The 14,444-nt window shown below is 48.7% G+C and carries 9 protein-coding genes; 4 read left to right on the top strand and 5 right to left on the bottom strand.

What is annotated here, in order from left to right; genetic code table 11:
• Nucleotides 1-16: 16 nt before the first annotated feature.
• The gene (locus AC286M_RS24020) at nucleotides 17-1,549 is read right to left on the bottom strand and encodes a polysaccharide deacetylase family protein (RefSeq protein ID WP_488206799.1); all 1,533 of its coding nucleotides are present in this window, start codon (nucleotides 1,547-1,549) and stop codon (nucleotides 17-19) included.
• A 129-nt stretch (nucleotides 1,550-1,678) separates the two neighbouring features.
• The gene (locus AC286M_RS24015; protein ID WP_488206798.1) at nucleotides 1,679-3,535 is read right to left on the bottom strand and encodes a SpoIID/LytB domain-containing protein; all 1,857 of its coding nucleotides are present in this window, start codon (nucleotides 3,533-3,535) and stop codon (nucleotides 1,679-1,681) included.
• 344 nt (nucleotides 3,536-3,879) lie between these two features.
• On the opposite strand from AC286M_RS24015, the gene glgX reads away from it, so the two are divergent.
• Nucleotides 3,880-5,940 (top strand): glycogen debranching protein GlgX, encoded by a 2,061-nt coding sequence (glgX, locus tag AC286M_RS24010; RefSeq protein WP_488206797.1) that lies wholly within the window; start codon nucleotides 3,880-3,882, stop codon nucleotides 5,938-5,940.
• Nucleotides 5,941-6,144: 204 nt separating this feature from the next.
• On the opposite strand, the gene AC286M_RS24005 is transcribed toward glgX, so the two are convergent.
• Together AC286M_RS24005 and AC286M_RS24000 are read right to left on the bottom strand one after the other, a co-directional pair.
• Nucleotides 6,145-7,155 (bottom strand): glycosyltransferase family 2 protein, encoded by a 1,011-nt coding sequence (locus AC286M_RS24005; protein WP_488206796.1) that lies wholly within the window; start codon nucleotides 7,153-7,155, stop codon nucleotides 6,145-6,147.
• 152 nt (nucleotides 7,156-7,307) lie between these two features.
• Nucleotides 7,308-8,525: an O-antigen ligase family protein gene (locus AC286M_RS24000; RefSeq protein WP_488206795.1), complete on the bottom strand. Its 1,218-nt coding sequence runs from the start codon at nucleotides 8,523-8,525 to the stop codon at nucleotides 7,308-7,310.
• 1,034 nt (nucleotides 8,526-9,559) lie between these two features.
• Here AC286M_RS24000 and AC286M_RS23995 point away from each other — a divergent pair.
• Complete coding sequence (locus tag AC286M_RS23995; RefSeq protein WP_488206794.1) at nucleotides 9,560-10,582, top strand: glycosyltransferase; 1,023 nt, start codon at nucleotides 9,560-9,562, stop codon at nucleotides 10,580-10,582.
• Between the two features lie 67 nt (nucleotides 10,583-10,649).
• A complete protein-coding gene (locus AC286M_RS23990; RefSeq protein ID WP_488206793.1) occupies nucleotides 10,650-12,041 on the top strand; it encodes an oligosaccharide flippase family protein in 1,392 nt (463 codons plus the stop codon).
• Between the two features lie 51 nt (nucleotides 12,042-12,092).
• Here the strand turns inward: AC286M_RS23990 and AC286M_RS23985 are convergent, their stop codons facing one another.
• Entirely contained in the window at nucleotides 12,093-12,383 is a 291-nt protein-coding gene (locus tag AC286M_RS23985; RefSeq protein ID WP_488206792.1) for an MSMEG_0570 family nitrogen starvation response protein, read from the bottom strand.
• 137 nt (nucleotides 12,384-12,520) lie between these two features.
• On the opposite strand from AC286M_RS23985, the gene ureC reads away from it, so the two are divergent.
• The gene (gene ureC, locus AC286M_RS23980; protein ID WP_488206791.1) at nucleotides 12,521-14,230 is read left to right on the top strand and encodes an urease subunit alpha; all 1,710 of its coding nucleotides are present in this window, start codon (nucleotides 12,521-12,523) and stop codon (nucleotides 14,228-14,230) included.
• Nucleotides 14,231-14,444 lie beyond the last annotated feature (214 nt).

Genomic DNA, 14,444 nt, shown 5'->3' with positions numbered 1-14,444 from the left:
GATTAGGCAACACCCACTAAAAATCCGTTCGCAAAATCGACTCCCCCCGCGCATAGATATCTTTTGCTCGTTCTGTCCAGATGCCTTGTCCCCAGTAGCGGAAGCAGCTGGTTTGCAGGAGTAAATTATGCAGTAAGGCTCGTCGATAGCGGGATTGACGGGTGAGGGGTTCATCGGTTGAGTTGGCTTCGGCTTCAGCTTTCAGGGAATCCATCAGCGTGTGAAATCGGCGGCTGAGCTGGTAGATCGGTGCGATGTCGTCACCGCCATTACTCTGGGGGGCGTTAGACCGTTGCCCTAAGGGTGGTATGGCTACGGGGTCGAGCTGAAATTCCGGTGAAGACTGCTGTATACGTTTAACTGCGATCGCAATTGACTCTGTGGGAGAACCGGGGTCGTCAAACTGTCGCCAGATTTGGCAGTGGCCTTTGGCCTGACAGGTAGGGTAGTGATCGCTGGTGAAGCCAGCGGCCTCCAGCAGCTCTAAGTACTCAGTACCGTTGATCCCGACTACGCCTGACTGGCCGCTATTGTTCTGGGCACACTCCTGCCAAACCCGCCGAAACGCATTCGGAAACTCGTTCATCATGATGCCGCTGTTTTCGCCATCGGCAATCTGCGTCACCAGGGGCGGAATTGAAATGCCGTTTTGTACCTGCGGCGAGAGGGTCTTGGCCACTTGATAGGGCTGCATCTGTCCCACAAACTTATGGCTGTCCGAACCGCGCGGCGTCAGCAAGACGGGCAGACTAATGCTGGCCCCCGCTTCATTCCGAGCCACTAGACAGTGGGGCAGATGGATATCCTGAATCGGTTCTCCCACCAGCGTTTCAACTGAACTGACCTGCACCATCAGCCAGCGATAGCCGCAGTTTTTCAGCGCGTTGAGAAAGGCATAGAGCTGATCTGGGTGGGTCGGCAAGCTGAGTTCCGGCGGCGCAAAACCGCGCACTCGCGCCAGGGCCTCCCAGCCAAACACGGCGGCAAAATGATGCTGCCACGCTCGAATCTGAGGCTCTAGATCCATAACGGGTGTCGTCGGCACCAGCGCATGGCTCCACATCGTGCCTAGCCACTCCACATAGGGCTGATAGGTGGCGTCTTGCGTCATTCGCTTCAGCTTTTCCAGAATTTCGCCTCGGCCAATCTGCCGCAGTCCCCAGAGCAAATTACCCGAATAAACCAGCATGGCGCGGGGATTGTAGCCCTGTCCCACCAGTTCTGGAATAAAATCGGCCATCCGCGCATAGCAGTAGGAAAAGGGGCCAGCATTGTAGTTGTCCCCTTCGTAGGGGTGCTCAAACATGTACTGCAAGTTGCTGATCAGCTTGCCTCCGGTTTCTGCCGGAATGGTGGGCTGATGCATCTGGAGTGCGATCGCAAATGCTGCCTGAATTTGCCCCAGATCCAAATTTGTGGTGGGCAAAAATACCGGATCGGCATGGGAAATAACCGATTGAACCTCGGTTTCCCAGCCGCAAATATTCGGTAAACCTTCAATCAGCTCAGGAATGGGCGGGAACTGGGCCGATGATTGTGAGCGAACCATAGATGATGTATAGATTCAGCGAACTAATCCTCATCATGGCATCGCGATTGCTCCCACAGGAATTTTTTGGCAAAACGCAATGTAAGGAAAACGGGAGCGAGGGTGCAAGGTAGAGGGTTGATTGCAGATTTATTTCGATTTCTCAGCTTTGGGTAGCGTAAACGTTATGCCCCGTTGTTCCTTCTCTGCGTTAGGAGAAGACGATGCTGAATTTGACGCTGGTTTTTCCTTGCTCGTTGATACGACATTGTCCGTTGCACCAGATGATTCAGCATTAGCTTCTGTTAGCGAAGGTTCGCGCCAGAATACGATCGCATCGCTGATCGGTTGCAGCATCGTATTGGGATAGTAGAACTGGAGAATCCGCTCATATGTCCAACCAAGGTCACCCAGCCGATAGGCTCCGGTTTGGCTCATGCCGACGCCGTGGCCTAGACCGCCACCAATAAAGGCATAGCCTTTCAGAACAGGCGAAGGAGTTGGAATTGGACTGATAACGTTTGCTGGGTCAACCGTTGCTCCCGACGGTGTTGCAGATGGTGTATTTGCAGGTGCAGGCTGTGGAGCAGGCTCATACATGGGCTCCATGTAGAACAGCAAGCTGCGGGGTGGATAGAGAGCGCGAATAATTTCGTCTTTCTCCAGCGTAACTGTGCCCATGTCGGTCTGGATATCCACTTTTTGAACCCGGCCAGCGGGTGCTCGTTCTGCGACCTGCATTTGAATGATTTGGCTGAAGTTGGCCAATGGGTGCTGCTGCCGTCCTAAATATTGACGCAGTCCGCCAGCAATTTCTTCCAGCGTTCCCTCATAGCGCCAGCGGAACATGTCCCATTCTTCTTCGTTAAAACCCTGTTCCTGTTGAATAAAGGCGCGGAAATTTTCCTCCGAGGCTAAGCTGCGCTGAGACAGATCCCACACGCCCTGCACCGAATCCACCACCGCTTGCAGGTAAGGCCGATCGGCCCCATTCCACACGTCGGTAAATCGAGCTGTCACGCCACCAGTGGTAGACGAATACAGCGCATCCACGAGTTCGTTGTCGTAGGTTAGGACTAGACCACGCGTATTTGCGATCGCGCGATCGGTACTCTCGGCTGTCCCTCCTAACCCGCTGTAAACCTGGCACTGGGTATCGGCACAGAGTTCATAGCCATCAATTTCAAATCGGCGTAGATTTCTCAGGGCATAGGTGCGAGCCAGGATTGCCTGGGCTTCCTTGGTTGGCATCGGCGCACCTAGACCAATTTCATGCGGCACCACGCCGCGCAGGTAGGACTCAATCGGCACAAAGTTGACCAGTGTATACGTCCCGTATGCGTTCGGCTGAACTCTCAAGCTGCCAGCATAGAGCTTCGTTTCATCCTTCGTCTGCACCTGAATCCGCTGGTAGCCGGAGGCGATGTTGAATATATCGCGGTTGTAGCGGTAGCCATTGGCAATAAATGCCGTTCTGGGAATTGCAGGTTCAACCTTGGTGTCTAGAAAAACCGCGTCGCCATATCCCTGCTTGGTCAAATTCTTCAGCAACAAGCGACGCAGCAGCGGCGTACTGTATACATCTCGCTTGGCCCACACCTGCCAGCTATTGGGCTGAGCCAGTTCCGTCTCAATCCCCCGCTGTTTCCACTGGTTGGCGCTGTCCTCAGCGCTCTCAAAGCTGCGGTGCGTACTCAGCACCACCCGCTCCTGAATCCGAGGCGCGTTCAATGCCTGCTGTCCCACGACAATTTTGATTTGATTTGCGGTAATCGTCTCAGTCTGTCCGCCCGTTTCAAACTGAACGGTCAAGCGATCGCCATTCAGCGCATTTAGCGTCATCTCATCGTCAGCCGCTTCGCCAAACCGCTGTACCACACCAACCTCAATCACAGGCTCCGGCGCTTGCTGTGCAGGCAACGGTGATGCAGCAAAGAGCGTCAAACTGGCGGCAATAAAAGCCAATCCTAGATAGCGCAGTCGAGTAACTAGTCGATGATGTGTCACGGCGAGAACTTATCGAGGATAAGGGTTTGAGGACAGCGCTCCGAACTCAGCCCAGAGCATGATTCTGAATTTACCCGTCTATTCTAAACAGCTCTGACCAACTTGACCGCCGTTTAGATCATAAAGTTTCTCCTCTCCCGCCTCATTCATTAACTCCCCCACCCACAACCATCACCGCCACCCCTTACCCATCCACCCTCCTACCCGCCCACTCCTCTACCCCATCCTAAGAAACCTAAACATTTCCTAAGAGTGATCCTGTTTGCGGTTTGCACGTGCGATCGCAATTCAAAATAAAGCGTATGTATCGGTAAACACGCCGATGATGCAAGAGGCAAGACAATATGGGGTTAGACATTTCTCCCGGTAAAAGCTTTCCCATTGGAGCAACGGTTTACCCAGCAGGCGTTAACTTTTGCGTTTTTTCAAAACATGCCACCTCCATTGAGCTGCTGCTATTTGAAGATGACGATGCCTTCAAACCAGCCCATGTGATTCGCCTCAACGCCAAAAACAACAAAACGTTTTACTACTGGCACGTCTTCGTTCCGGGGCTAAAGCCTGGGCAAATTTACGCCTATCGTGCCTATGGCCCCTATGCGCCGGAACTGGGGCATCGCTTTGACGGTCAAAAGGTTTTACTCGATCCCTACGCTCGCGCTGTCATGGGCTGGCAGCACTACAGTCGAGAAGCCGCGATTGAACCCGGCGATAACTGCGCTCAGTCGCTCCGCAGCGTCGTTGTTGACACCCGTACTTACGACTGGGAGGGAGATGAACCGCCCAATATTCCCTACTCTTCTACGATCATTTACGAAATGCACGTTGGTGGATTTACTCATAATCCCAACTCTGGCGTTGCGCCTGAAAAGCAAGGCACGTTTGCCGGCGTGATTGAGAAGATCCCCTACCTGAAAGAGCTAGGAGTCACAGCAGTCGAACTACTGCCGATTCATCAGTTTGATGAACAAGATGCTCCATTCGATCTGAGTAACTACTGGGGCTATAGCCCAATGGCCTTCTTTGCTCCCCACCGCAGCTACAGCTCCCGCCAAGATCCACTAGGGCCAGTTGATGAATTTCGCGACATGGTCAAAGCCCTGCATCGAGCCGGAATTGAAGTTATTCTGGATGTCGTTTTCAATCACACGGCTGAAGGGAATCAAGATGGGCCAACCTTCTCCTTTCGCGGCTTTGAGAACTCAGCCTATTACATGCTGGAAGACAATCTGGCTGAATACAGCAACTACAGCGGTTGCGGCAATACGCTAAAAGCGAATCATGAAATTGTCGGTCGCATGATTCTCGATAGCCTGATTTATTGGACAGCCGAAATGCATGTCGATGGCTTCCGGTTTGATCTGGCCTCGGTGCTTTCGCGCAGTCGCTCTGGTGAACCGCTGCAAGATCCGCCCATTCTCTGGTCGATTGAATCCAATCCGGTATTGGCAGGCAGCAAGATCATTGCCGAAGCTTGGGATGCAGCTGGACTGTATCAGGTTGGGTCGTTTATTGGCGATCGCTTTGCTGAGTGGAATGGCCCATTCCGCGACGACGTGCGCCGTTTTGTTCGGGGTGACGAAGGCATGGTTGGTATCCTAGCGGCACGAATTATGGGTAGCCCCGATATCTATCCTGACCCGAACCGCGAACCCAACCGCAGCATTAATTTCATCACCTGCCACGACGGCTTTACGCTCAACGATTTAGTCTCTTACAACGAAAAGCACAACGAAGCGAACCTGGAAGACAACCGGGATGGCGCAAACCACAACTTTAGCTGGAACTGCGGTGTTGAAGGCGTAACCGATCATCCAAAGGTCAACGCGCTGCGGCTGCGGCAAAGTAAAAACCTGTTGACGCTGATGTTTATGTCTCAGGGAACGCCAATGCTGCTGATGGGTGACGAAATTCGGCGCAGCCAGCAGGGGAACAACAACAGCTACTGCCAAGACAACGAGCTAAGCTGGTTCAACTGGAGTGCATTAGAGGAACACGCTGACTTTTTTGCCTTTGTGCAAGGACTGATTCAGTTTACGCAGTCGCTGGAACTCTTCCGGCAAGAGCGCATCCTCTCCGTCAACTACGATCCCTTACATCCTTATCTGATCTGGCACGGCATGAAGTTGGGTAAACCAGGCTGGGAGCATGAGTCCCATGTACTGGCGTTTACGCTCTATCATCCCGATTTTCATGAACATCTACACGTGATGTGCAATGCCTATTGGGTGCCACTTGAATTTGAACTGCCGCCACTGGGCCAAGACGAACACTGGCATCGCATTATTGATACAGCGCTGCCGTCGCCTGATGATATGTCACCTATTCCGGAAAAGGCTCCTCGCGTACCCGCTAAGGGTTACTGTGTAGAAGCCCGATCTACGGTGGTGCTCATGGCAATCTAACTTCAGGTAAGTCCTGAAGTTAGCTGCTAGATGCAATAGACTTTATTGGAAATAAAGTTTTTGGGGTTGGCAATTGTTTTGTAGCGCGGCGGAGCCGCGCTACAAAACAATTGCCGATAAGGTCTAATGTAGTAAGTTGAGCTATTTGATGAATGAAAATTGTTGATGCAACTACTCACCCTGAGTGGGTTATGGCTTTACAACCTAAGCATCAACTGACTTTACATCTTTGTATTCGACCAATCGAGTAGCTCGTCCTTTTAAGCGGTTCCAATGGAATTGGATTTGTCCTAAAGCCAATGGAAACTTTCCAATTACACAAGACAAGGCATAGATGATAGCAGGACGATGGCCGAGCTTTGCGGCCTCTTTGAGGTATATCTTGGCGACTAGAAGCGGATATCCCAGGAGCAGTAGCAAGCTCAAGCCCTGTGTCGGCCACGCTAAAAGTAGAGCAGTTAGTGGCAGTACTAATCCCCACGTCCAGATGCTCCAACTGTCCTTTACCCAGTGGCGATCGGGACTCCGACCGTGTAACCAGGAGCCTTCAGCATAGGCATGACCAACTCGGCGATTACGGTTCCACCACTGCTGGAAACGTTGAATATCGGCATCATGAAGTGACATTTCTGCGTCTAACCGAAGAATTTTCCAGCCATTTTGTCGAAGGCGGACACATAATTCGGGTTCACCGCCACCAATCAGCCCTGGATTAAATCCACCAACTTGTTTGAATGCCTCCGGTCGCATCATCGAGTCGCCACCACAGGAGCGGGCTTCTCCAACAGGTGTGTCCCATTCGATATCACAAAGCAGATTGTAGATAGATGCCTCGGGATATAGCTCCCGTCTGCGACCACAGACGACAGCAACATCTTTTCTTTCACTCAGAGTTTGCTCTGCGTACTCCAACCAGCCGTCGCTGAGTTCACAATCTCCGTCAATAAACTGAACATACTTGAGATGAGGAGCCACCTGCATCAAATGGTAAAACCCTTCATTTCGAGAGCGTGGTGATGCAAAAGGCTTGGATGGATCGAGTTCAACAATTTCAACTCCAAACTTGCGCGCAAGTTCTAAACTGCCATCAGTTGATGCGGAATCGACATAAACAACATGCTCAACCTTATCGACAACTGAACTCAGGCATCGCCGTAGTCGATCTCCCTCGTTGCGTCCGATAACAACAATGCCAATATGGTTTAAGGTCACCATTTTAATTGCCTTCGTGCGTCAAAACTTAGCCAGTCTTCAAACCCAGTGTAATGTATGCCAACTGTAAGACGGCAGGCGTTCTGTGAGGAATCAGTAAATTTAGTTCTTATGCTGGTAAACTTTGCTTGATTTTGCGGATATAAAACAAGATTTCATACTTTTGACTCTTGATCTATCTGCGACTGGCTAGGTGCAAAATCGGAAAATGCGATCGCAACATATAAAACAAAAAAGATGTTGGTCAGTAGCATGAGCGTGCTTTCAGTGATGTTAGCTATTGTCAAGCATGCCAAAAAGGCAAGTGGCCATAAATCTTCGCCCTGCTCCGCCGCATAGGCTTTTTTTATTGCTCTAATGAAATTGTGGATAAGGCTTAGAGCAAAAACAAAAAGACCGATGAAGCCTAAGTCAATCATCAAATCAATGAATCCGTTATGAGCATGAGGAGGAACATACCCCCGAGCAACTGACTGACCAACTTCAACTGGCAGGTTAGTATTCCAAAACGCGTCTCTTCCATAACCCAACCAGAATCGATCCTGAAATAACATATCTAGAGAGGCATTCCAAATCAATGTTCTTCCAGTCAAGGTCGGATCGCGTCCTAATCCGACTAGAATAGGCTCCCAATTGTCAATGATGACACCAATTAAAAAAACTGAGACCAAAAAAGCTAAGTCTATGGCGATCACACTAATTTCGCCTCGCCATCGAAATCGTCGATACAAGAATAAGAAAGCGACCAGAAAAATCGAAGCGATAAGGCCACTTTTTGAAGTGGACAATAAAACTAAAGTCAATGAAAAATAGAAGCCGAATGCAAACAAATAGCGCTTACTATAGTTTTTATTGTTCAAACAAGCAAAAGCCATACAGCTCAGCACCATTAGTCGGCTTAATACGTTCTTTTGAGGATAAACCCCTTTCCAAGCACCAGCAAAAGGACCAGATAGGTGCTTCCCAATAGAAGGTTGAACGATAGCGTAAAAAGTACTAATCAAAGCTGATAAGCCAAGCCCAAACGCTACTAACTCTAACTGCTCTTTGAGTGTAAAGCTGGTCGCAAAAAACAAGCCGAAACCAATCATTTGAATGACCTGACTTCTGAGACTTAGAATAGTTGAATCAGGAGCAATTGACCATAAAAATGATGCAAACGTCAAAGTGATCAGTACAACTAGGAACGGATCTTTGCGAAGCGATCGTATAGCGCCTTTAAATCGCAACGCAATAAAAAAAATGGAAAACAGCAGAACGGTATATCGCATCAGAGAAAGCACCGATTCTGGAACCAGAATATCTAAAGTGCCAGCGAAATACATGAGTCCAAAAACAGCAAACGCTTTTTCAAAAAGTCTGAAGTAAGACATTCCCGCTATCCAATTGGTTGCACAAAGGCAAGCCGTTACGTCGATATATCGTTTTTGTATGAACTAAGACATAAAACAGTTGGTTCTAGTCCTGAAGTTAGCACTTCTCTGCAAACAACTCTATCTATGAAATCAGCAAATTTACAGTGAATGCCAAAGAATCGTTGAATCTTAGTGCTTTCAACAAATTTTGGCAGCGTTCAATATAGACTTTATTAAGAGGTTGATTTAGCTTCGCAAAGCCAGCTTGAACTAGCAGATGGCTATTTTGAACAATTCTGACATTCTCTTAGCATGATAAGAAAGCCAAGTTAGGGCATTTGATCATAAGGTTTAATCATCAGATGAGTAGGTTCCACGGTTAAGCTGAACTGTGCAATCGTTTTGATGTTCAACGGAATGATAAAGTTCCACAATAGTTAAAGTGAAGGCTCTGTGTAGCCAATACTCTTTTGATTGGATCACCCCGCTGCTGACAGAGGTGTGACCTGTAAGTAGTTGACAAATGATTCTTAAGCGAAATCGCTTCTTGCTGGAGCATTGTAGCGTCTTCAGATATTCTCATCAATGCTCGTCTGAGGGGAGGTCTAATTTTGAGACACCTACATGGAACTATGAAGGCTTGAGCAGGAGCCAAAGCCTTTTGTCTCAGTGTGACAGTGTTCACGCTGTTGGTGTAAAGGTGGGCGGCCATCGTTGCCGCAGATTTTGTTGATTTCAGTAAATTCCAACATAATTGGATGTAGATTGTGCAAACCTATAGGCAATTCAGACAACAAAGCCAGTTATTGAACGTATGCTGTGACCAGTGGCATGCTGTGGAATCTCTGTGGATTCAGTGTGTGTTTCAGTGAAAATACACAACTGCTGTTCTGCTACTTAGCATAAGGCTCACTCTATGCCATCTTTTTAGCTAATTCTAGATGGCACTATAGGTAGGACTGCTGATTGAGGATGAGTTGGGATGAGAAGACTGCCCATTTGCCCCATTCAGTGCTAGTGCATGATTATTGGTGCATGTTTTTGCGATGACCATGTCAAAACCCGAAGTTCCTGTGTATTTTTACGTACCTCGCTCAGAGTGGCCTGAGCAGGGTATCCCGCAAACGCCAATTACCTGCTGGACTGATCCAAATCTATGGCCATCTGCTGGAAAATATGACCACACCATACAAACCTACTTGCGTTTGAGTACGAGTGGATTTCCATGCCAGATTATTGATCAGCTTCCTACCGAAGGTATTGTAATTGCACATTATGATTTGCTGCCTAAGCATCCTAAATTGCTCAACCCTAAACTACTAGCTGTTTGTATTAAGGCGGAGCGAACGCCCCATCCCTATGCAGCTATACATGTTGTTCAAAATCCTGAAGAAGCAAGATTTCTAAGTGGTTGTTGGAATGCTCACTTTATACCGTTTTGGTTGCAGCAAGGACTGATCCCTCGTGATTCTCAAAGAGGCAATCGCTTTGAAAACATTGCCTTCTTTGGCCGGAAAGTCAATCTAGCGCCCGAACTGAAAAGTGATTGGTGGTTAGAGCAGTTAAGCGATTTGGGGCTGCGTTGGATTTTATCTGATGAACCTGAGCTGTGGTCTGACTACAGCAATATAGATGCGGTGCTTGCTGTGCGAAGCTTTGACCAGCAAACCTATTCGGCTAAGCCAGCAAATAAATTGTTTAATGCTTGGCATACCGGTGTACCTGCAATTGTTGGCAATGATTCCGCATTCCAAGCCGAGTTTCACAACGAGCTTGATTTTATTAAGGTGACGACGGTTCATGATGCGATCGCAGCTCTTAAACGCTTGAAAGAAGAACCAGAACTACGACGGGCCATGATTGAAAATGGTTTTCAACGTGCCAAAGAAACGGAGCCAGATGCTATCGTCAAGCGCTGGCAAGCCTTTATTGAGGATGTAGCAATTCCAGCCTATGAGCGTCAAAGACTTCAATCGGGAATAAGTCAAACATTCTCTTTTATAAAACGCTGCTTTGCAACTGTATCTCGGCGTGATAGAACGCAAGCTTTGCCGATTGCGGCACTAAGCTCATAAAAGCTTGTTCATCGTACATCAAGCTTAAAACGCTGCTAATAAGTAAGGTATAGAAACAAGGTAACTCATGGCCTCTCTTTCGATCGGACGCGCAATTTCTAAAGGACGTGCAGCTCTTAAAGGATCAGCGGTTCGCGGTGCAATCTGGACAATCGGTGGATTTGGATCAAGCCAAGTTGTACGGTTTATTAGCAATTTAGTCTTAACGCGCTTGTTGCTGCCCGAATACTTCGGCTTAATGGCTATTGTTAACAGTCTATATATCGGATTAGTTTGGCTATCTGACTTTGGAGTTGGCAAAAGCATCGTTCAGAGCAAACGCTGGAACGATCAAGCTTTTTTAGATACAGCTTGGACGTTGCAGATTATCCGTGGCTTTGGAGTTTGGCTATTACTGCTTTCTGTTAGTGTGCCCTTAGCTCGCTTTTATGAAGAACCCCTCTTAGCTCAACTCGTTCCGGTTGTTGGCATCACAACTATCATTAATGGTTTCAATTCAACTAAGCTATTCACGCTAAATCGCGAGATGAAGCTGGGACTGATGACTGCTTTGGGATTAGCCACCCAAGTCGCTGGCATCTTCGTCATGATTGTTTGGGCTGCAATTAATCCAACTGTTTGGGCTTTAGCCGTTGGTAGTTTAGTGAGTACATTCCTCTGGACGCTAAGCAGCCACTTTGTTTTACCGGGTCGGAACAACTGGTTCGCTTGGGAAAAAGCAGCACGTACTGAAATCTTTTCATTCGGTCGCTGGGTTTGGCTAGAAACAACGATGATGTTTTTAGCAGAACAGTCTGACCGATTGATATTAGGTTCTCTGTTTACGTTTGCCTTACTAGGTGTGTATTCAATTGCTTTTGCACTGGCAGATTTACCCCGACAAATCATCAAGAAAGTTAGCTTGAAAGTTATTTTCCCGCTTGTTTCTGGTAACGCAGAACTGCCACGTCATCAGCTACGAAAGAAGATTTTAGCTAAGCGCAAGTTTGTGTTGCTAAGCTTTCTGGGTTTAGTTGCTGGGTTGGTTTGTTTTGGAGATATTGCAATTCGCATTCTTTATGACGATCGATATTTGCAAGCAACCTGGATGATGTCTATTCTCTCTCTAGGTGTTTGGTTCTCAGTTCTGTTTTACACCATGAGTCCTTGTTTATTGGGAGTTGGTAAACCAGTCTACGGTGCGCAAGCGAACCTTTTACGATTTATTACATTAGCAGCAGGATTACCGCTTGGGTTTTACCTGGCTGGAACTGTCGGTGCGATCGCAGCCGTTGCAGTCAGCGACTTGCCGTCTTATCTAGCAATTCAGTACGGTGCTTGGCGAGAAAAACTCATTTTTTGGAAACAGGATGTGCAAATGACGGCTGGATTAATCGGGGTAATTCTACTAGTTGTTGCCGTTCGTGCAGCTATTGGATTTGGAACTCCGCTGGATGTGCTACTCGCAGGCACTGTTTAAGAAATTACGGTTGGACGGTACAGTCACGTTCAATAACACTACTGTAAAAATTCAATGTAAAAATTGAATGAGCTTGACGGTTGAGGCTGGGGTTTGCGACTGGTAGTGTTGCACCTTGGCCTCAATTTGCTGGAGCTGTCCTAATGCTCGGCCACAGGGAAAGCCGTATTTAGCAGCAACGCGATCGCTGGCAATGGTGAGAGCGGTCTGAGATTTTTCTAAAAAATCGGCTAGGGAATAAGCGTTTCCTGGCTCAAAGTATTCCTTCACGATCAAAGAGGGCGAGTAGCAAGTTTCTTGTACTCCATCAGGCCACTCAATCTGAAATCGAATTTCTGGCATAACCTTCTTCCTGAAGCTTCTCTATTTTGTAGATGCCTTAATTTGAGATCTTGAATGGTATGCTACTTGACCATTCCTCGAAAATTCGTACACTACATTAGACCTCTTAATTTAAATACTGCCAGGAGGAGCACTGCATGGGGTATCGCATGGATCGCCGCGCCTATGCCGAGACATATGGCCCAACTGTGGGTGATCGCATTCGTCTTGCGGATACTGAGTTGATTATCGAGGTTGAACAAGACTTTACGCCCTATGGGGATGAAGTTAAGTTTGGCGGCGGTAAGGTAATCCGGGACGGCATGGGGCAGTCACCGATTTCGCGTGAGAACGGCGCGGTGGATATGGTGATTACCAATGCGTTGATTCTGGACTGGTGGGGCATTGTCAAGGCCGATATTGGCATCAAGGACGGTCGAATTGCCAAGATTGGCAAAGCGGGTAATCCCTATATTCAAAACAATGTAGACATTATCATTGGCCCTGCTACAGAAGCAGTTGCGGGTGAGGGCATGATTCTCACGGCAGGCGGCATTGATTCCCACATTCACTTTATTTGTCCGCAGCAGATTGAAACTGCGATCGCATCTGGCGTAACGACGATGATCGGCGGTGGTACTGGCCCCGCAACGGGCACGAACGCGACAACCTGTACGCCCGGAGCTTGGAATATGTACCGGATGCTGCAGGCTGCTGAGGCGTTTCCGATGAATTTAGGTTTTCTCGGTAAAGGCAACAGCAGTCAGCCTGATGGTCTGGCGGAACAGGTGAAAGCGGGTGCGATGGGGCTGAAGCTGCATGAAGACTGGGGCACAACCCCGGCCACGATTGATACCTGTTTAAGCATTGCCGATGAATACGATATACAAGTTGCAATTCATACGGATACGCTGAATGAGGCGGGATTTGTCGAAAATACAATTGCCGCCTTTAAGAATCGGGCCATTCATACCTATCACACGGAAGGGGCGGGCGGTGGCCACGCGCCGGACATCATCAAGGTGTGTGGTCAGGCCAACGTTTTGCCGTCGTCTACCAATCCTACGCGGCCTTATACCGTTAACACCCTGGACGAGCACCTGGATATGCTGATGGTTTGCCATCATCTCAGCCCCAGCATTCCAGAAGATGTTGCCTTTGCGGAGTCGCGGATTCGGCGGGAGACGATTGCGGCGGAAGATATTCTGCATGACCTGGGCGCATTCAGCATGATTGCCTCGGACTCGCAGGCGATGGGTCGGGTCGGCGAAGTCGTCATTCGCACCTGGCAGACGGCGCATAAGATGAAAGTGCAGCGGGGCGCACTGGCGGAAGATAGCGATCTCAACGATAACAATCGGGCTAAACGCTATGTGGCCAAGTACACGATTAATCCCGCTATCACCCACGGCATTGCCCATGAGGTTGGTTCAGTTGAAGAGGGTAAGCTAGCCGATCTTTGCCTATGGAAGCCCGCCTTCTTTGGCGTCAAGCCCGAACTGGTGATTAAAGGTGGTGTGATTGCCTGGGCGCAGATGGGCGATCCAAATGCCAGTATCCCGACGCCGCAGCCGATTCATATGCGACCGATGTTTGGTAGCTATGGCGGTGCGATCTCAACTACATCGCTGACGTTTATCTCCCAAGCGGCGCTGGATCTAGGTGTACCGGAGCAGCTTGGTCTGCAAAAAACTGCGATCGCAGTTGCCAATACGCGCAATATCGGTAAAGCAGATCTCAAGCTCAACGATAACTTACCCCATATTGAGGTTGACCCGGAAACCTACGAAGTGCGAGCCGACGGTGAGCTGCTTACGTGTGAACCCGCTACGGTTTTACCGATGGCTCAGCGTTATTTCTTGTTCTAGCTCATTGCTTATATCTTGCCAGTCAAGAACTTGCAGAAGTGACTAGCTGATATATCGCGATAGCTCGATTACCCTGCTGGTTTTGGCGCAAAATGTGAGTTGAGATCCGTGAGGAAACCTGCAACGAGCCTTTGTATACAAATTTGGGTCAAAATCCCTCTTCAGAGTGAGAGCATATAGTTCCTTAGGATGTGAGCATAGAGGCAGAGTCCTT

The organism is Thainema salinarum CENA647, assembly GCF_057732415.1.
This window is presented reverse-complemented; position numbering and strand designations above follow the sequence as displayed.

What these genes read in the sequence shown, in the direction of transcription:
- AC286M_RS24020 (WP_488206799.1), bottom strand. Translation starts at nt 1,549, where the DNA reads ATGGTTCGCTCACAATCATCGGCCCAGTTCCCGCCCATTCCTGAGCTG.
- AC286M_RS23995 (WP_488206794.1), top strand. Translation starts at nt 9,560, where the DNA reads ATGTCAAAACCCGAAGTTCCTGTGTATTTTTACGTACCTCGCTCAGAG.
- glgX (WP_488206797.1), top strand. Translation starts at nt 3,880, where the DNA reads ATGGGGTTAGACATTTCTCCCGGTAAAAGCTTTCCCATTGGAGCAACG.
- AC286M_RS24000 (WP_488206795.1), bottom strand. Translation starts at nt 8,525, where the DNA reads ATGTCTTACTTCAGACTTTTTGAAAAAGCGTTTGCTGTTTTTGGACTC.
- AC286M_RS23985 (WP_488206792.1), bottom strand. Translation starts at nt 12,383, where the DNA reads ATGCCAGAAATTCGATTTCAGATTGAGTGGCCTGATGGAGTACAAGAA.
- AC286M_RS23990 (WP_488206793.1), top strand. Translation starts at nt 10,650, where the DNA reads ATGGCCTCTCTTTCGATCGGACGCGCAATTTCTAAAGGACGTGCAGCT.
- ureC (WP_488206791.1), top strand. Translation starts at nt 12,521, where the DNA reads ATGGGGTATCGCATGGATCGCCGCGCCTATGCCGAGACATATGGCCCA.
- AC286M_RS24005 (WP_488206796.1), bottom strand. Translation starts at nt 7,155, where the DNA reads ATGGTGACCTTAAACCATATTGGCATTGTTGTTATCGGACGCAACGAG.